The sequence below is a fragment of the Rhodoferax sp. AJA081-3 genome (assembly GCF_017798165.1).
In the GTDB taxonomy this organism is placed as follows: Bacteria; Pseudomonadota; Gammaproteobacteria; order Burkholderiales; family Burkholderiaceae_C; genus Allorhodoferax.
This window is the reverse complement of sequence record NZ_CP059068.1, coordinates 2,040,743-2,058,840: the sequence shown is the minus strand read 5'-3', so window position 1 is coordinate 2,058,840 and position 18,098 is coordinate 2,040,743. Positions and strand designations below refer to the sequence as shown.

General features: G+C 62.5%; 13 protein-coding genes. All 13 read right to left on the bottom strand.

Annotation, left to right across the window (positions count from 1 at the left end; translation table 11 throughout):
- Positions 1–6: 6 nt before the first annotated feature.
- The 13 genes from HZ993_RS09595 to HZ993_RS09535 all read right to left on the bottom strand — a co-directional run bounded on the left by HZ993_RS09595 (position 7) and on the right by HZ993_RS09535 (position 18,073).
- Positions 7–423, bottom strand: a complete 417-nt coding sequence (locus tag HZ993_RS09595) for a ribonucleotide reductase subunit alpha (RefSeq protein ID WP_209397425.1) — start codon at positions 421–423, stop codon at positions 7–9.
- A 48-nt stretch (positions 424–471) separates the two neighbouring features.
- A complete protein-coding gene (locus HZ993_RS09590; protein WP_209397423.1) occupies positions 472–1,188 on the bottom strand; it encodes a carbonic anhydrase in 717 nt (238 codons plus the stop codon).
- Positions 1,185–2,015 carry a peptidylprolyl isomerase gene (locus HZ993_RS09585; protein ID WP_209397421.1) on the bottom strand — a complete coding sequence of 277 codons (831 nt, stop codon included), beginning with the start codon at positions 2,013–2,015 and terminating at the stop codon, positions 1,185–1,187. Before HZ993_RS09585 ends, HZ993_RS09590 begins: the two co-directional genes overlap by 4 nt.
- A gap of 19 nt (positions 2,016–2,034) precedes the next feature.
- Positions 2,035–2,763 carry a respiratory nitrate reductase subunit gamma gene (gene narI / locus HZ993_RS09580; protein WP_209397419.1) on the bottom strand — a complete coding sequence of 243 codons (729 nt, stop codon included), beginning with the start codon at positions 2,761–2,763 and terminating at the stop codon, positions 2,035–2,037.
- Positions 2,760–3,437 (bottom strand): nitrate reductase molybdenum cofactor assembly chaperone, encoded by a 678-nt coding sequence (gene narJ, locus HZ993_RS09575; protein WP_209397417.1) that lies wholly within the window; start codon positions 3,435–3,437, stop codon positions 2,760–2,762. Before narJ ends, narI begins: the two co-directional genes overlap by 4 nt.
- A 14-nt stretch (positions 3,438–3,451) precedes the next feature.
- Positions 3,452–4,984, bottom strand: a complete 1,533-nt coding sequence (narH, locus tag HZ993_RS09570; RefSeq protein ID WP_209397415.1) for a nitrate reductase subunit beta — start codon at positions 4,982–4,984, stop codon at positions 3,452–3,454.
- A gap of 11 nt (positions 4,985–4,995) precedes the next feature.
- Entirely contained in the window at positions 4,996–8,802 is a 3,807-nt protein-coding gene (locus HZ993_RS09565; protein WP_209397413.1) for a nitrate reductase subunit alpha, read from the bottom strand.
- A 96-nt stretch (positions 8,803–8,898) separates the two neighbouring features.
- Positions 8,899–10,527, bottom strand: a complete 1,629-nt coding sequence (locus HZ993_RS09560; protein WP_209397411.1) for an MFS transporter — start codon at positions 10,525–10,527, stop codon at positions 8,899–8,901.
- A 51-nt stretch (positions 10,528–10,578) separates the two neighbouring features.
- On the bottom strand, positions 10,579–11,847 hold the full coding sequence (locus HZ993_RS09555; RefSeq protein ID WP_209397409.1) for a nitrate/nitrite transporter: 1,269 nt from the start codon (positions 11,845–11,847) through the stop codon (positions 10,579–10,581).
- 160 nt (positions 11,848–12,007) lie between these two features.
- Positions 12,008–12,688, bottom strand: a complete 681-nt coding sequence (locus HZ993_RS09550; RefSeq protein WP_209397407.1) for a response regulator — start codon at positions 12,686–12,688, stop codon at positions 12,008–12,010.
- Positions 12,689–12,705: 17 nt separating this feature from the next.
- A complete protein-coding gene (locus tag HZ993_RS09545) occupies positions 12,706–14,607 on the bottom strand; it encodes a type IV pili methyl-accepting chemotaxis transducer N-terminal domain-containing protein (protein ID WP_209397405.1) in 1,902 nt (633 codons plus the stop codon).
- Between the two features lie 98 nt (positions 14,608–14,705).
- Positions 14,706–15,860 carry an FAD-dependent oxidoreductase gene (locus HZ993_RS09540; protein ID WP_209397403.1) on the bottom strand — a complete coding sequence of 385 codons (1,155 nt, stop codon included), beginning with the start codon at positions 15,858–15,860 and terminating at the stop codon, positions 14,706–14,708.
- 26 nt (positions 15,861–15,886) lie between these two features.
- Positions 15,887–18,073 carry an FAD-dependent oxidoreductase gene (locus tag HZ993_RS09535; protein WP_209397401.1) on the bottom strand — a complete coding sequence of 729 codons (2,187 nt, stop codon included), beginning with the start codon at positions 18,071–18,073 and terminating at the stop codon, positions 15,887–15,889.
- Positions 18,074–18,098 lie beyond the last annotated feature (25 nt).

The window sequence follows — 18,098 nt, the reverse complement described above, 5'->3', positions numbered from 1 at the left end:
TGAAGGTCAGGCCTGCAGCGAAACGGCTGCGCCATCGCGGGTGAAGGCCAGGGTTTGCGCGAGCACCTGGTCCATCTGGCCGGCCTGTATCAGGCCCAGCAGGCGCTCAAAGGCCTGGTCTACTGATGTGTCACTGGGTGGCTCGCCCGGCGGGCCCGACAAAGCACCGGCCAACACCACCCGCCAACCGCTTTGCATGCCATCGGCCTCGGTACACAGCTGGGCAAACGAGGCCAGCTCGTCGGGGCGTTTGTCCACACACATCAAGGGCACCAGTGCGCCGCCTTCTCCGGCCTCGAAGCGGGCGCGCTGTTCTGCGTCGGCATCTGCCGGCAATTCGGCGCCGGTAAATACCAGCAGCAGGCGCTGGGGTGAGGGCTGGGCGCGTGCGGCCTGCAGCAAGTCGTCAAAGTTGGAAATCATGGTCTGGCCTTTTTGGGGATTGTCTTAATTGTTCATGCCCACGGCGTGTCACAGCTCTTCCGCCGGTACCGAGAATACCTGTCCGTCGTGTTCCACATAGGGCTGGTAAGGCCCGGTGCCACTGTTGGACGCCTTGGAAGCGGGCACAAAGTCGGCACGCTGGGCATCAAACACGTGGATCTCGCCGTCTTCAATCACGTAGTGCCAGCCGTGTAATGTCAGCCGCCCGGCCTCCACTTCGCGGCGCACCATGGGGTAGTCCATCAGCCGCTCCAGCTGCAGCACCACACTGCGCTGCTCGGTACGGGCCAGGGCTTCGGGGCCAGCCTGCACGGGCAGCAGGGCATCTTGCGCTAACTTGAGCCAGGCCTTGAGCGCACGGGCTTCATCGGGTGCGCCGTCGTAGGCCGCGCGGATGGCGCCACAGTGGCTGTGGCCACACACAATGATGCGCTCCACATGCAGCGTGAGCACCGCGTATTCAATGGCCGCCGTGGTGCCGTGCAAACCATACGACCCGTCATAGGGGGGGATAAAGGCCCCCACATTGCGCACGATGAACAGTTCACCCGGCCCTGCACCGGTCAGCAGGTAGGGCACCAGGCGCGAATCCGAGCAACCTATGAACAGGGTCTTGGGGTGCTGGCCATCGGTGACCAAATCCTGGAAACGCTGTTGGTGCAGCGGAAAGTAGTCCGAGTGGAAACGCTGCAGGCGATGCAGCAGCTCATCCCCCCGGGGCTGGTCTGCTGCAGCGGGTGTCATTGCACCAGGGGCGAATCAGCCCCCTCCAGCGTGATGCCTTCCACCAGCGCCTCGCCCACCAACAGACTCATGTACTGGTGCATGGCTTTGGCCCGTGACTGCAGGGTCAACTGGGCTTTGATGCGTTCGTGCACCGCGTCATAGGTCTTTTGAATGCCGGGGCGGCGCTCCAGCACATCGATGATGTGAAAACCAAAGCGCGAGTGAATCAGGCGCGGGTGAATGCCGGTGCCCGATTGCGCATGTTTCAGGTCGAACAGCTCCTTGGCCAGCTCGGGTGCGCAGTCGTCCGGTCCAATCCAGCCCAGGTCGCCGCCCTGGGTGCTGGTGGGGCAATTGGACATTTCGGCCGCCACCTGGGCAAACCGTTCGGCGGGCACGTCTTTGCCCAGCAGGCTCAGCAGGGCTTTTTCGGCGTGTACCGTCAGCGCCTGCACGTTCACGCCAGGGGTCACTGCAAACAGGATATGGCGCACATGCAGTGCACGGCCCACGACAAAGGTGTGTGCGTTGGCGTCGAAGTAACGCCTGCACTCTTCTTCGGTGGGCACGGGGCTGGTGGCCGCCGCTTCCACCATGGCCTCGATTACCTGGCGCTGGGCTTCATCCAGCGTGGGCGCAACCAGGCTGGTGTGGCGGGGCAGCAGGCTCAGGTGTACCGCTTGTTGGCGCAGCAGCTCGGTGTAAGCCAGCTCGCGCAGCGCAAAGCTGTCGGGCTGTTCGTCGGCGGTGTGCAACTGGATGCCGTTGATGCTGGGAATGGTGGTGGCCGCACCAGCGCACTGGCAGGTGCTGCTGCCGCAGCTTGAAGTGGCGTGTTCGCTCATGGTGGTGTGTCCTTGCGGTTTAGGTCGATTTGCGCTGGCTCAGGGGCTCGGTGGGCGTCATGCCCACCCGGCGGCTGCGCACCAGCTGGTAGGGGCGCACCACATAGGCCAGTGTGGCAAAACCACTCCACACATGGACCAGGCGGGTGAAGGGGAAGACCAGGAAAATGCTCATGCCCAAGAACATGTGGGCCTTGAACACCCAACCCGCATCCGCCAACAGTTCAGGGGCGCCGGAGCGGAAGGTGACGATGCGCTGGGCCCAATCGGCCAAGTTCAGCATCATGCCGCCATCCAGGTGCTGGGCCGACAGCGGTATGGTGGCCAGACCCAGGGCAAACTGCAGCCACAGCAGCACCAGCAGCATGATGTCGCTGGGTTTGCTGTTGATGCGGATGCGTTCATCGCCCAGGCGGCGGTGCAGCAGCAGGCTCACCCCGATAAAGCCCAGCAGGCCGAACAAGCCACCCGACACCATGGCTACCAGCTGTTTGGCGCCCGCGGTGATGAAGGGTTCGTACAAAAAGTGGGGCGTCAGCATGCCAAAGCTGTGGCCAAAGAACAGAAACAAAATGCCCACATGGAACAGGTTGCTGCCCCAGCGCAACTGGCCGGTGCGCAGCAACTGCGACGAGTCACTCTTCCAGGTGTATTGGTCGCGGTCAAACCGCAACAGGCTGCCCAGCAGGAAGACGCTCAGGCAGATGTAGGGATAAATCCCGAAGACAAAGTTTTGCAGGGCGTTCATACGGCCACTCCTTGTGCAGGTGCACTTTTGCGAACGATGTGAATGGGTTGTGCTTCGCCGGGTTTTGCCTGGCCTTTGGTGCTGCAGCCGCCAAAGGCTTCGGGCTCGGCCCAGGCTTCGTCCAGCGCCTCATCGGCCACTATAGGTACGGCCTGTACCCTTTCGCCCGTCAGCTCCAGCACGGCCGCCACGGCCGCGGCATAGGGGCTGCCGCGTTGCAGCAGCGCGCTGAAGATGGCGTTGAGGATGTGGGCCATTTCGCCCAAAAACTCCTTGGCCACGGCGGGAGGCTGGGTGGAGGCAAATTCCAGCACCACACACAGGTGGTCGGGCAGTTCGTCGGGGCCCATCAGCAGGCCTGCCTTTTCATAGGTCTGCACCAGGTCCACCATGGCCGGGCCGCGGTCACGCGAGTCGCCGTGTACATGTTCAAACAGATGCAGCGATGTGGCGCGGCCCCGGTCAAAGGTGTCCACAAAACGCGCCTCGGATTCCATGGGGTCCTGGCGCACCAGCTCCTGGGCCAGGGCCCGCAGTTCGGCGCGGCGGGCCGCAGGCAGTGCGCCTTCTTCGTCAATGGCGTCGACCAGCTGCAGTGCGTTGGCGCGCAGGGCCGCATCGGGGTAGCCCAGCAACAGGGCCAGGGCGCGCAGGGAGTAACGGTTGTTTTTCATGACATTCTCCTGGGTCAGAGCATCGATTTGATGGGGATGGTGCGGGCCTTGGTGCCGCCAAAGAGGCTGGTCTCCGAGGCGCCGTCCGAACAACCGTTGCCAAACGAGAAGCCGCAGCCGCCGCGCAGGTCAAATGCGTTTTCGGCGTACTCGCGGTGGCTGGTGGGGATCACAAAGCGGTCTTCGTAGTTGGCAATGGCCATGATCTGGTACATCTCTTCCACCTCGGCCACACTCAAACCGGTCTGCTCAAGCACCGCCAGGTTCTGCACGTTGTCCACGTGTTTGCTGCGCTGGTAGGCGCGCATGGCCAGCATGCGCTCCAGTGCACGCACCACGGGGCCGGTGTCGCCGGCAGTGAGCAGGTTGGCCAGGTACTGCACGGGAATGCGCAGTTGGCCCACGTCGGGGATCTCGCCATTCAGGCCCACATGGCCGGCATTGGCCGCCGAGTTGATGGGTGAGAGCGGTGGCACATACCAGACCATGGGCAACGTGCGGTACTCGGGGTGCAGGGGCAGGGCCACCTTCCACTCCACGGCCATCTTGTAGACGGGGCTGTTGCGGGCACCGGCCATCCAGGCGTCGGGGATGCCGTCGATCCGGGCCTGTTTGATCACCTCGGGGTCGTTGGGGTTGAGGAAGATGTCCAGCTGCGCCTGGTACAGGTCTCTCTCGTTCTCGACACTGGCGGCCTCGGCAATACGGTCGGCGTCGTACAACACCACACCCAGGTAACGGATGCGGCCCACGCAGGTCTCGGAGCACACGGTGGGCTGGCCGGCCTCGATGCGGGGGTAGCAAAAGATGCACTTCTCGGCCTTGCCACTCTTCCAGTTGTAGTAGATTTTTTTGTAGGGGCAGCCCGACACACACATACGCCAACCGCGGCACTTGTCCTGGTCGATCAGCACAATGCCATCGTCCTCGCGTTTGTAGATGGAGCCACTGGGGCAGCTGGCCACACAGGCGGGGTTGAGGCAGTGCTCACACAGCCGTGGCAGGTACATCATGAAGGTGTTTTCAAACTGGCCCATCATGTCTTTTTGCATCTGGTCGAAGTTGGCCAGGTTCGCGTCTTTGCTGCGCTTGGCAAACTCGCCACCCAGGATTTCTTCCCAGTTGGGGCCCCACTCGATCTTCTCCATGCGTTTGCCGGTGATCAGGCTGCGCGGGCGGGCTGTAGGCGGTGCCTTGGTCTCCTTGGCCGATTGCAGGTGGTCGTAGTCGAAGGTGAAGGGTTCGTAGTAGTCGTCGATCTGTGGCATGTTGGGGTTGGAGAAGATGCGCATCAGCAGCTTCCACTTGCCGCCCTGCTTGGGCTCTATCGATCCATCGGCCTTGCGAACCCAGCCACCGTTCCAGCGGTCCTGGTTTTCCCAGTCTTTGGGGTAACCGATGCCGGGCTTGGTTTCCACATTGTTGAACCAGGCGTATTCCATGCCGGGGCGGCTGGTCCAGACGTTTTTGCAGGTCACCGAACAGGTGTGGCAACCGATGCACTTGTCCAGGTTCAGCACCATGGCGATTTGGGCGCGAATTTTCATGGTGTTTCTCCTTATGCTTGAACAGTGGCAGCGGCTTCGCCGTCCAGCCAGTCGATCTTGCGCATCTTGCGCACCACCACAAACTCATCGCGGTTGGTGCCAATGGTTCCGTAGTAGTTGAAGCCGTAGCTGAACTGTGCGTAACCGCCGATCATGTGGGTGGGCTTGGTCACGATGCGGGTCACCGAGTTGTGGATGCCGCCGCGTGTGCCAGTGATCTCGGCCCCCGGTGTGTTGATGATCTTTTCCTGGGCGTGGTACATCATCACCATGCCCACCTTCACGCGCTGGCTTACCACCGCACGGGCCGCAATGGCGCCATTGGTGTTGAACAACTCCACCCAGTCGTTGTCCACAATGCCGGCGGCCTTTGCGTCGTCTTCGCTGAGCCAGATGACGGGGCCGCCGCGGTTCAGCGTCAGCATCATCAGGTTGTCGGTGTAGGTGGAGTGAATCCCCCACTTCTGGTGCGGTGTGATGAAGTTGAGCGAGATCTCCTTGTTGCCGTTGGGCTTGCGGTTCATGATGTCGCCCACGGTCTTCAGGTCCACCGGTGGGCGGTAGCTGGTCAACCCCTCGCCAAAGGCGATCATCCAGGGGTGGTCCAGGTAGAACTGCTGGCGGCCGGTCAAGGTGCGCCATGGGATCAGCTCATGCACATTGGTGTAACCGGCGTTGTACGACACGGTTTCACTCTCGATGCCGCTCCAGGTGGGCGAGCTGATGATCTTGCGTGGCTGGGCCTGGATGTCGCGGAAACGGATCTTCTCGTCCTCGCGGTGGATGGCCAGGTGGGTGTGGTCGCGCCCGGTGATCTTGCTGAGCGCCTCCCAGGCCTTCACGGCCACGTGGCCATTGGTCTCGGGGGCGAGCTGCAGCACCACCTCGCAGGCATCGATGTCGGTGTCGATACGGGCCAGGCCCTTGGCCACACCTTCGGTATGCACCTTGCCGTTGAGCTCCTTGAGCTGGGCCACTTCGGTCTGGGTGTTCCAGGCAATGCCCTTGCCACCGTTGCCCACCTTGTCCAACAGGGGACCCAGGGCGGTGAAGCGGGCGTAGGTGTTGGGGTAGTCGCGCTCCACCACCTGGATGCTGGGCGCAGTTTTGCCGGGGATGAGTTCACACTCACCCTTGCTCCACTCGGCCACACCAAAGGGCTGGGCCAGCTCGGCGGGGGTGTCGTGCATCAGCGGGGTGAGCATGACCTCTTTTTCCACACCCAGGTGGCCCACGCACACTTCGCTAAAGGCCTTGGCAAATCCTTTGTAAATCTCCCAGTCGCTGCGGCTCTGCCAGGCGGGGTCTACCGCCGTGCTCAGCGGGTGGATGAAGGGGTGCATGTCGCTGGTGTTGAGGTCGTTTTTCTCGTACCAGGTGGCGGTGGGCAACACGATGTCCGAGTACAGGCAGGTGGTACTCATGCGGAAGTCCAACGTGACCAGCAGGTCCAGCTTGCCTTCGGGCGCCTTGTCGTGCCATTTCACCTCAGTGGGTTTGGCTTCTTCGGCACCCAGGTCTTTGCCCTGCACGCCGTGGGTGGTGCCCAGCAGGTGCTTCAGAAAGTACTCGTGGCCCTTGCCACTGGAGCCCAGGATGTTGGAGCGCCAGACAAACATGTTGCGCGGCCAGTTGAGCGGGTTGTCGGGGTCTTCGCAGCTCAGCTTCAGGCTGCCGTCTTTGAGCGACTGCACCACGTGGTCCTTGGGGTCCAGGCCCTTGGCCTGGGCGTCTTTCACCACCTGCATGGGGTTGGTCTGCAACTGCGGCGCACTGGGCAACCAGCCCATGCGTTCGGCGCGCACGTTGTAGTCGATCAGGCTGCCGCCAAACTTGGCCTTGTCGGCCAGGGGCGACAAGATTTCGTCCACACCCAATTTTTCGTAGCGCCATTGGTCGGTATGGGCGTAGAAGAAACTGGTGCTGTTCATCTGGCGGGGTGGGCGCACCCAGTCCAGCGCAAAAGCCAGCGCGGTCCAGCCGGTCTGGGGGCGCAGTTTTTCCTGGCCCACATAGTGCGCCCAGCCGCCACCGCTTTGGCCTATGCAGCCACACATCATCAGCATATTGATGATGCCGCGGTAGTTCATGTCGCTGTGGTACCAGTGGTTCATGGCCGCACCGATGATGACCATGCTTTTGCCCTTGGTCTTGTCGGCGTTGTCGGCAAACTGGCGCGCCACGGCAATGATCTGGTCGCGTTTGACGCCGGTGATCTTCTCCTGCCAGGCGGGTGTGTAGGGGGTGTCGTCGTCGTAACTGGTGGCGGCGTTTTCGCCTTCCAGGCCGCGGGCCACACCATAGTTGGCCACCGTCAAATCGAACACGGTGGCGACCAGGGCGTAACGTTCTTCACCGGCCTTGCCCAGCTTGACGCGGCGCACCGGCACCTTGCGCACCAGCACATCGTCCACTGCGGTGCTTTGTTTGTTGGCGTCGAAGTTGGGGGTGTCTATGCCACCAAAGTAGGGGAAGCCCACATCACCCACCTCGTAGTCGGCGGCGCTGCCATCGGTGTTGCCTTCCATCAGGCTCAGCTTGAGCTTGACGTCGGTGTCGCCCCGGGCTTCTTTGTTTTCCAGGTTCCACTTGCCTACGTCGCCCCGGTCGGCTGCGCCCCAGCGGAAACCGATGGAGCCGTTGGGCAGCACCATCTTGTCGTTGTCGTCCAGCGCGACGGTTTTCCACTCGGGGTTGTTGTCCTGGCCGAGTTTGCCGTTGAAGTCGCTGGCGCGCAGGTAACGGCCGGGCACCATGACTTTGCGGCCATCGGGCAGGGTGCGTTCTTCCAGCTGCACCAGGTTGGGCATGTCGGTATAGCGGCGCACGTAGTTGTCAAAGTAGGCGCTGCGTTTATCAAAGTAAAACTCTTTGAGGATGACGTGGCCCATGGCCATGGCCACGGCGGCGTCGGTACCCTGTTTGGGGTGCATCCACAGGTCGGCCAGTTTGCTGATCTCGGCGTAGTCGGGGGTGATGGCCACCGTCTTGGCGCCCTTGTATCGCACCTCGGTGAAGAAGTGGGCATCGGGCGTGCGGGTCTGTGGCACGTTGGAGCCCCAGGCAATGATGAAGGTGCTGTTGTACCAGTCGGCGCTCTCGGGCACGTCGGTCTGTTCACCCCAGACCTGGGGGCTGGCGGGGGGCAGGTCGCAGTACCAGTCGTAAAAACTCATACACACGCCGCCAATCAGCGACAGGTAACGGCTGCCTGCGGCGTAGCTCACCATGCTCATGGCCGGAATGGGCGAGAAACCGATGATGCGGTCCGGGCCGTACTTTTTGGCGGTGTAGACGTTGGCGCTGGCCACCAGCTGGTTGATCTCCTCCCAGGTGCTGCGCACAAAACCGCCCAGGCCGCGTTGTTTTTGCCATTCCTCGCGGGCGGCGGGGTTCTCCACAATGCTGGCCCAGGCATCGACCGGGCTCTTGGCCACGGCCAGCGCGGCGCGCCAGTGCTTGAGCAGGCGGGCGCGGATCATGGGGTACTTCACGCGGTTGGCGCTGTACAGGTACCAGCTGTAGCTGGCGCCGCGAGCGCAGCCGCGTGGCTCGTGGTTGGGCAGGTCGGGCCGGGTGCGGGGGTAGTCGGTCTGCTGGGTTTCCCAGGTGACGATGCCGCCCTTCACATAAATCTTCCATGAGCAGCTGCCGGTGCAGTTCACGCCGTGGGTGCTGCGCACGATCTTATCGTGGGCCCAGCGGTCGCGGTAGGCGTCTTCCCAGGTGCGGTCCTCACCGGTGGTGAGGCCGTGGCCTTCGGAAAACGTTTCCGTGGGGGCGGAAAAGTGGCTCAGGCGATCAAGAAAATGGCTCATAAGAGGACCTCTAGGGAAAGTGTTGTGAGGTAAATTGGGCTGTAGCCCCCGAGAAATATCATTGGTGTGCTATACATTTGGTAGCAAATCTGTGCCTTAGGGGTTCTTGATCTCCGCGCCCGCGCGCAGGTAGAACCACCAGTTCAGCACCAGGCACACGGCGTAGAACACAGCAAACCCATAAAAGGCGTACTGCGGTGTGCCCGCCTTGATCTGCTGGCCGATCAGCACCGGGGCGATAAAGGCACCATAGGCCGCCACTGCTGATGTCCAGCCCAATACCGGGCCAGCCTGTTGGCGGTCAAAGATAAAACCCACACTGCGGAAGGTGGAGCCATTGCCAATGCCGCTGGCGGCAAACAACACGATGAACAGGCCCATGAACATGGGGAAGTGCTGCTCGGGTGTTGCGGAGCCGTAGGCCTGCAACATCACATAACCCACCGCGGCCGATGCCACCACCATGATGGCGGAGATGATCTGGGTGACGATGGAGCCGCCCACCTTGTCCGAGATCCAGCCGCCCACCGGGCGCACGGCGGCACCCACAAAGGGGCCTATCCAGGCATAGGTCAGCGCCGAGGGGGCGTTGGGATTTTTGAGCGTGTGTTGCAACACACCGGCGGCATCGGGGATGTGCTGAAAACCAAAAATCACGGTAATGGCCAGCGGCAGGGCCATGGAGAAACCGATGAAGCTGCCAAAGGTGACCACATACAGCGCGGTCATGCTCCAGGTGTGTTTGTTGCTGAAGATGGCAAACTGCTTGGCCACGTTTTCTTTCATGGCGCCAAAGGCGGCCAGGCGCATCACGACCAGCGCCGCAATGATGTCCAGCGGAATGGCCACCCACATGTTCAGCAGACCCAGGCCGGTAGGCGCAGGCAGGTACAGGTACAACATGCCAACCGAGGGGATGAAGGCCAGCGAGTACAGGTAGGTGATCTTGGCAAACGCCACCAGAGGATGGCCCGTGGCGGGCGACACCGTCTTGAGGTTGCTCATGCCCCACCAGCACAGGATGGACAGCGGAACCAGCGACAGCACCCAGGCAAAACCGGCGTTCTGGATGTAGGTGGGGGTGCCGGCCGCAATCTTGCCAAAGATCCAGCCACTGTCTTTCACCAGGGCCTTGGCCTCGCCGCCGAAGGCGCCGAACAGGCCCACGGTCATGACCAGCGGAATGACGATCTGCATGGTGGTGACACCAAAGTTGCCCAGGCCCGCATTCAGCCCCAGGGCCGTGCCCTGCAGGCGTTTGGGGAAGAAGGTGTTGATGTTGGACATGGAGCTGGCAAAGTTGCCGCCGCCCACACCCGACCACAGCGCCATCAGCTGGAACACCCACAGCGGCCACTCGGGGTGCTGCAGGGCCACACCGGTGCCAATGGCGGGTGCCAGCAGCATGGCCGTGGTCAGGAAGATGGTGTTGCGACCACCGGCCATACGGATCAGAAACGACGCCGGGATCCGCATGGTGGCACCGGAGATGCCAGCAATAGCGGTCAGCGTGAACAGCTCGGCCTGGGTAAAGGGGAATCCCAGGTTGAGCATCTGCACGGTGATGATGCCCCACATGCCCCACACGGCAAAGCCGCACAGCAGGGCTGGTATGGAGATCCACAGGTTGCGGTAGGCAATTTTCTTGCCTGTGCCTTCCCAGAAGTTTTCATCCTCGGGGCGCCAGTCGGCGATGTCGGCGCTGGAGTTGGGTTTGGTGTTCATGGTGCTTCTTTCATGTTGGGGACAGCGCTAAAGGTCTGTCCCGCAAAGTCATTAGTTCTGCAAGGAAAAGTTCTTGGCGTTGTGGCCCATGACCTCGGTCTTGCGCACCTCGGTCCAGTACATCCAGATCAACGACACCCAGACCACGCCGTAGAGCAACATGAAAGCGCTGGAGCGGATGCCGGTGAGGTCCATTAGCGCGCCAAACATGATGGGCAGTACAAATCCGCCCAGGCCGCCGGCCAGACCCACGATGCCGCTGATGGCGCCGATGTTGTGCGAGTAGTCGTCGCTGATGTATTTGAAGACGCTGGCCTTGCCGAACGCCCAGGCAATGCCCAGGATGAACATCAGCGCGGTGAAGGTGTAGACGTTCAGGCCGATGTGGAAGGTGGCGGGGCCATTGACCGTCATCACCGTGAAATCGGTCTGGGGGTAAGACAGCAGGAACAGGCAGATCCAGCTCACCCACAACACCCACCATGTCACGCTGTGGGCGCCGTATTTGTCCGACAACATGCCGCCAAAGGCGCGCAGTACACCGCCGGGCAGCGAGAAACAGGCCGCCAGCAGGGCCGCCACCCGGATGTCCAGGCCAAACTCGCCCACGTAGTACTGCACCATCCACAGGGCCAGCGCCACGTAGCCACCAAACACAATGCTGTAGTACTGGCAGTACTTGATGACCTTGGGGTCTTTTAACGCCTTGAGCTGGTCGCGGAAGCTGACCGTGTTGGGTACCAGGTGGGTTGCGTCGCTGTGGCTGAACATCCAGAACAGCACCAGCGTGCCCAGCATGATGGCGGCGTACACCTGGGGCACCATGGTCCAGCCAAAGGCCACCAAGATCACGGGGGCCACAAACTTGTTGACCGCAGAACCCGAGTTGCCGGCGCCGTAAATGCCCATGGCCGTGCCCTGTTTGTTCTTGGGGAACCAGCGCGCCACATAGGGTGTGCCCACCGAAAAGGAGCCGCCGGCCAGGCCCACAAACAGGCCAATGGTCAGGAAGTGCCAGTATTCGGTGGCGTAACCCATCATCCAGATGGCGGGTACGGTAACGGCCATCAGGATGGCCATGACGATGCGCCCGCCAAAGCGGTCGGTCCAGATGCCCAGTGGTACGCGGATCAGGGAGCCCGTGAGCACCGGAGTGGCCATCAGCAGGCCGAACTCGGTGGAGTTGAGGTTGAGCAGTTTCTTGATCGGGATGCCGATCACGCCAAACATCATCCACACCATGAAGCACACCGTGAATGCCAGTGTGCTGACGATCAGTACCGACCAGGCTTTTCTTGCGTTGCTTAAATCAGAGGCCATATTCCATCTCCTTGGGGATGGAACAACTGTCGGCGTTTGCGGGTGGATTGAACATCCACCATTGGCACAGGGTGTACCCCTCTGAGGAACTAGATGGGTTGAGAACGACCTAGTTCTAAAGGAGTAGCCGCCGCCCTATCCGGCGTTCACTTGATCTGGATCAAACCAGGCCGTGGGCCGCCGCGTATACGGCCGCCTGCACCCGGGAGCTGAGTTGCAATTTGCGCAGGATGCCCTGTACATGCACCTTGACCGTGGTCTCGGCAATGTCGAGCTGGCGGGCGATCACCTTGTTGCTGTCGCCATGGGCTACCAGCAGCAAAATCTCGCGCTCACGGGCCGACAGGGTCTCCTCCAGGCTGGGGGGTGGCGCGGTGAGCGGGGCCAGGGTTTCGGGCGGTGAAGGGGACTGGGGCTTGGTGCGGAAGGCGGCCACAAACTTGGTCATCATTTCGGGGCTGATCACCGGTTCACCCGCCAGCACCCGCACAATTGCCTGGCACAGCTGGTCGGACTCCACGGTTTTCAGCAGATACCCGTCGGCACCGGCCTGCATGGCAGTGGCCAGGTCTTCCTCGTTTTCACTCACGGTGAGCATGAGGATGCGCGCGTTGGCAAAGGCCTGTTTGAGTGCACCAATGCCGTCCACACCGCGCACGCCGGGCAAGTGGTTGTCCAGCAGGATCAGGTCCGGCTGAATCTGGCCTGCACAGCGCAGGGCCTGGCCCAGGTCGCCGGCTTCGCCCACCACGTCAAAACGCCCATCTTGCTTGAGCAGGGCGATCAGGCCGCGGCGAAAGAGGTTGTGGTCGTCGACCACCAGCAATTGGATGAGGCTCATGGTGTTCTTAAACAGGTCTACAAGGCGAGAGCGTTGGGGGTGGTCACCGGGTGTTCGGGCAGGCGCAATAACACACGGGTGCCCTGGCCGGGGCTGGAGACCACACGCACGGTGGCACCAATGGCCCTGGCACGCTCCTGCATGATGTGTTGTCCCACATGCTGGCTGCCGTACACGGCCTCCGGGGAAAAACCCACGCCATTGTCCTGTACGGTGAAGGTCCAAAACTGGTCTTTTTCCACGACCAGTTCAACCAGAGTGGCCTTGGCATGTTTGCGCACATTCGACAAGGCCTCTTGCACCACATGCAACACCTGCACCTGCACGTCGGAGGGCAGGGGCAGGCCAGTGCCGGTGACTTTCAGCTCGGTATGCAGGCCGGTCTGGTGGCGGAATTTCTGCAGGGTTTCCTGCAGCGCACCTTCAATGTCGTCCGTGTTGGTGCGGGTGCGGAAGTGCACCAGCAGCTCACGCACGTCGCCTATGCTTTCTTTCAAACCAGCGTCCAGTTCATCCAGCGCCACCTGCATTTGCGGGCCCTGCGCCTTGTCGGCTGCGCTGCGCAGCAGCTGTACCTGTATTTTCAAGAAGGCCAGTGACTGGGCGATGGAGTCATGCAGTTCGCGGGCCAGCAGGGCACGCTCTTCACTGACCGCGGCTTCGCGCTCCAGGGCCGAGGCACGCAGCCCCTCCAGTGCGCTGGCCAGGTGGCTGGCCAGGGCATCCAGCAGCACCTCTTCGTCTTTGGACAGTTCTACCGTCTTGCGGTAGAACAGGTCGATCTCGCCGATCAGGCGGCTCTGCAGGCGTATGGGCACACTCACCAGGCTTTCGTAACCTGCCTTGGCGCAGTGGCGCATGGGCGCGGCCTGGTCGCTGTGTATGGGTATGACCCGTGTGCGGGCTTCCTGTTGCAGGCTGCCGCAGGCACAGGCCCCGGCCAGCAGGCTGCGTTCTTCCTCCAGCATGTCGTGTGGAAAACAGTCGGACGCCAGCATCAGGTAACGCTGGTTGGCCTCGTCGGACCAGCGCACGGTCACGGCGTCTGCACCCATCACCACCCGCAGGCGCTGGGCAAAGCCGCGTGACATCTCTTCTATCGAGTTCACGCGTGCCAGGAAGGCGCTGAAGTCGTACAGGGTTTCCAGGCGCGCGCGTTGCGCCTCAATGTGCTGGGTCTTGGTGCGCACCTGTTCCTCCAGACCGTCCACCATGTCCTGCAGGCGCACGGCCATGCCGTTGAAGCCTTGTGCCACCAGGCCAAATTCGTCCTTGCTGTCGACCTCGATGCGGGCCTTGAAATTGCCTTCTTCCACCTGGTGCAGGCCCTTCTGCAATTGCTCCAGCGGGTTGATGACATACAGGTAACCCGTGTAGAGCATGACCACGGCGGCAAAGATAGCCAGCACCATCATCAGAAACTGGAACAGGTTGAGCACGGCAGTGAGCTTGGACAGCTCGTGTTCGATGGCGTCCACCAGGGCGTTGATGGCCGACACAATGGCGTTGGTGGAGGCGATCAATTCGTCCGGGTGCACCTCGGCGCCGGACAGGCGGGTCGCCTTTTGGGTGGTCCACAGCGCCTTGACTTCCTCAAACCGCTCCCGCACCCGGTCGTTCCACGGTACGAACAGCGGGCGGGATGGGTCGCCACTTTCCAGCAGCGCCAGCGCATGGTCGAATTCTTCGATGTGGGCACGCCGCAGGTCCAGTGCGACCTGGGCCTGGATTTCGCTGGTCATGCGCCAGGTTTGCATACGCATGCGCCCGGCCTCGTTGACCGATGCGGCACCACCTTCGAGTTTCCAGGTAACGAACAGCGTCAGCCCGATGGACAACAGGGCCAGCGCCAACAGGAACGCGCCAATACGGACCAGCTTGACGGACAGGGAACCAGAGCGCGGGGATGTTTTGAACATGGTGAATGGATACAGATTGGCCCGACCATACCGCTTTATGGAAAGTGCTTCTTAATATAGGTCAACGCAGCGGTCCGTTACCCCCATGGTTGTGGTGGTTACGCACCGGCCCGCATACAGCGGGCGACCAGGCGGCGGTCTCTCCAGTTTTTGAGCCACCATACCCAGCGCCCCTGTGCGCTGAAGCCGCGCCAGCTCCCCACCGCATACCGGCCGCCGCCGGACAGAATGCGCCAGGCGGGGCCCGCTGTCGGGTGGGGTTTGAGCGCCGTGCCGGCCATGGCGCTGGCCAGGTTGTGGGCCAGGGCCGCACCGTCATGCAGGTCCCGTTCATTGGCCGTTGCGCTAGTGTGCGCGGTCTGGGCTTCGCCACCACCGATGGCAAATACCCGGCTGTGGCTGGTGGAGCGCTGGTACACATCGACGGCGGGAAATCCCGCTGGGTCTAGCGCCAGGCCGCTGTCTGCTAACCAAAGGGGCGGCGTGGGGGTGGCAGCCAAGATCGGAACATCGCAGGCCAGCTCTGCGCCACATCCCAATTGCACATTGCCGTCATGCAGCGACTTGGCCACATCCTGCAGCACCGTCACCCCGCGCTGCTTGAGTAGGCGGAGCAGACGGTCCTGCACCAGGGGCGCGTACAGGGCACCCGGTGCGGTGGGGCCACACACCAGGGTGACGGCAGCGGTGGGAAGGCGGTGGCGTGCTGCCAGTGCCAGCTCGACACCTTCTGGCCCTTCGCCGACCACGGCGATGCGCAAAGGGCGCTCTTCACACATGGCAACCACCCGGGGCCACAGCGCGGCAAATGCTTCGGCCGGGCGTGTGAACAGGGCATGCTCGCGTGCACCGGGCAGTGTGTGTTCTATGCTGGCGCGGTCCTGGACAGGGCTGGTGTTCACCGACAACCAGTCAAAGGCCAGTGTGCTGCCATCGTCGAGCTGCAGGGTCTGCTGGGCCATGTCCAGGGCCACGGCACTGTTCTCCATCCAGCGGATGCCACTGCGTTGCACCAAGGGTTCCAGCGGGATGGCACAGTCATCCAATGTGTAGTGTCCGGCCACCAAATCGGCAAGCATGCCCGGGAGCAGTGGGCTGGGGTGGGGTGTTACCAGTACCACCTGTGTCTGTGGCAGGGGCTGCACCGCCAGTTGTGCCAGCACCTGCAGATGGGCAGGCCCGGCACCCAGCAACACCAGTTTCTGGGTGCCGTGGACTGTGGAAGGGGCGGCGTGGCTGGTAGAAGCAGTCATGCCCGCTATTGTTTCACGGCCAATGGCTACCCCCGCCGCCAGGCGTGGAACCGGCCCACCCACAGCAGCAGGCGCTGCGGCTGGTGCGCGCGCCGCCAGGCCCCCGCCGCGTATTTGTTGGCTTCCGCCAGGGTGGGGTAGGTATGCACCGTGCCCAGTATCTTGTTCAGTCCCAGGCCGTGTTGCATGGCGAGCACGTATTCTGCGAGCAACTCCGCGGCATGGGGCCCCACAATGGTCGCGCCCAGAATGCGGTCTTGGCCTGGCACGGTGAGTACCTTCACAAAACCGTGGGTCTTGTGGTCGGCACCCTGGTCGCAGATCAGCCGGTCCAGGTCGTCGATGTCGAAGCGGGTCACTTCGTAGGGGATGGCCTGTGCCTGGGCTTCCTGTTCGTTGATGCCCACCCGTGCGACCTCGGGGTCAATAAAGGTGGCCTGGGGAATGGCCGCGTAATTGGGCTTGAACGCCTTGAAGTCGCCAAACAGGGCGTTCACGGTTGCGTACCAGGCCTGGTGGGCTGCGGCGTGGGTGAGCTGGTAGGGGCCTGCCACATCACCCGCTGCATAGATGTTGGGGTAAATGGTTTGCAGGTAGTCGTTGGTCTGCACCGTCCGCTCGGTGGGTATGCCCAGTTCTTCCAGTCCATAATCGTCCAGGCGTGCCACACGGCCCACCGCGCACAGCAGTTCGTCAAAGGCCAGGTGTATTTCGGTGCCCGCATGCGCTACGACCAGCGTCTTGACCGGTCCGTCGGCGCCATCGGTCTGCACACAACGCAGGGCCTTGTGCCCCGTCAGCAGTTGAACGCCGTCGGCACGCAGCGCAGCCGCAACCAGGGCCGACACCTCCTCGTCTTCGCGCACCAGTACCCGGTCTGCCATTTCCACCTGGGTCACCTCGGAGCCCAGGCGCGCAAAGGCCTGTGCCAGCTCACAACCGATGGGGCCACCACCCAGCACCACCAGGCGTTGGGGCGGGGCGTCCCGTTCGGCAAAACGTTCCCACAGGGTATCGCTGGTGACGTAACCCACGGTCTCCAATCCCGGCAGTTGCGGCAACAGGGGCTTGGCACCCGCGGCAATCACAATGCTCCGGGTGGTCAGTATTTGCGTGCCACCATGGGCCAGCGCAATTTCCACGGTCCAGGGGCTGGTGATGGTGGCATGGCCCTGCACCACATCCACACCCAGCGCGGTGTAACGCTCCACACTGTCGTGGGGCTGAATGGCCGCTACCACCTGCTGGATGCGCTGCATCACCGCCTTGAAGCTGAAAGCCGGCGTGGTGTTGTGCAGGCCATAGTGTTCGGCGTGGCGCATCTGGTGGGCGAGCCGGGCGCTTTGGATCAGGGTTTTGCTGGGCACACAGCCGTAGTTCAGGCAGTCGCCGCCCATCTTGTGCGCCTCTACCAGGGTGACCTTGGCCTTGGTGGCTGCGGCAATATAGGCCGACACCAGCCCGGCGGCACCAGCGCCCACCACCACCAGGTTGCGGTCAAACGTCTTGGGGCGTTGGCCCTTCCAGCGGGCGTAGACCTTGCGGCGTTGCACCGCGTCGAGCAGCCGGCGTGCCAACAGGGGAAAGAGGCCCAGCAGTACAAAGGCGCCCAACAAGCCGGGGCTCAGTACATCCCGGGGCGCCGCGATGTGGGCCAGTTGGGTGCCGGCATGTACATACACCACAGTGCCCGCCAGCATGCCCAACTGGCTGACCCAGTAGTAGGTCCAGACCCGCAGGTTGGTGAGACCCATGGCCAGATTGATCACAAAAAAGGGTACCAGCGGCACCAGGCGCAAACCCAGCAGGTACAGCGCCCCGTCGCGCTCCATGCCGCGGTTGATGTCGGCCAGGCGGGTGCCAAAACGTGCCTGTACGCTGTCACGCAAAACGTACCGTGCCATCAGGAACGCCAGTGTGGCCCCCAGGCTGGCGGCAAACGAGGCGAGCAATACGCCCCAGCCCAGGCCGAAGAGTGCGCCACCGGCCAGCGTCAGAATGGCAGCGCCGGGCAGAGAAAAAGCAGCCACGCCCAGGTACAGCACAAAGTAGGCGCCGCGCACCGCTGTGGGTGCATCGGCATAGAGTTGCGCAAGGGTGGTTTGGCTGCGCTTGAGGTAGTCCAGGCTCAGGTAGCGGCCCAGGTCGAACGCAAAATAAAGGGCAACCCCTGCAGCCAGGCCCGCCAGAAGGAGAAATTTGGATGCTTTCAATGCGCTGCCTTCCGTTCCCACAGGA

Coding starts and splice junctions, on each gene's coding strand:
- HZ993_RS09595 (WP_209397425.1), bottom strand. CDS start 423: ATGATTTCCAACTTTGACGACTTGCTGCAGGCCGCACGCGCCCAGCCC.
- HZ993_RS09590 (WP_209397423.1), bottom strand. CDS start 1,188: ATGACACCCGCTGCAGCAGACCAGCCCCGGGGGGATGAGCTGCTGCAT.
- HZ993_RS09585 (WP_209397421.1), bottom strand. CDS start 2,015: ATGAGCGAACACGCCACTTCAAGCTGCGGCAGCAGCACCTGCCAGTGC.
- narI (WP_209397419.1), bottom strand. CDS start 2,763: ATGAACGCCCTGCAAAACTTTGTCTTCGGGATTTATCCCTACATCTGC.
- narJ (WP_209397417.1), bottom strand. CDS start 3,437: ATGAAAAACAACCGTTACTCCCTGCGCGCCCTGGCCCTGTTGCTGGGC.
- narH (WP_209397415.1), bottom strand. CDS start 4,984: ATGAAAATTCGCGCCCAAATCGCCATGGTGCTGAACCTGGACAAGTGC.
- HZ993_RS09565 (WP_209397413.1), bottom strand. CDS start 8,802: ATGAGCCATTTTCTTGATCGCCTGAGCCACTTTTCCGCCCCCACGGAA.
- HZ993_RS09560 (WP_209397411.1), bottom strand. CDS start 10,527: ATGAACACCAAACCCAACTCCAGCGCCGACATCGCCGACTGGCGCCCC.
- HZ993_RS09555 (WP_209397409.1), bottom strand. CDS start 11,847: ATGGCCTCTGATTTAAGCAACGCAAGAAAAGCCTGGTCGGTACTGATC.
- HZ993_RS09550 (WP_209397407.1), bottom strand. CDS start 12,688: ATGAGCCTCATCCAATTGCTGGTGGTCGACGACCACAACCTCTTTCGC.
- HZ993_RS09545 (WP_209397405.1), bottom strand. CDS start 14,607: ATGTTCAAAACATCCCCGCGCTCTGGTTCCCTGTCCGTCAAGCTGGTC.
- HZ993_RS09540 (WP_209397403.1), bottom strand. CDS start 15,860: ATGACTGCTTCTACCAGCCACGCCGCCCCTTCCACAGTCCACGGCACC.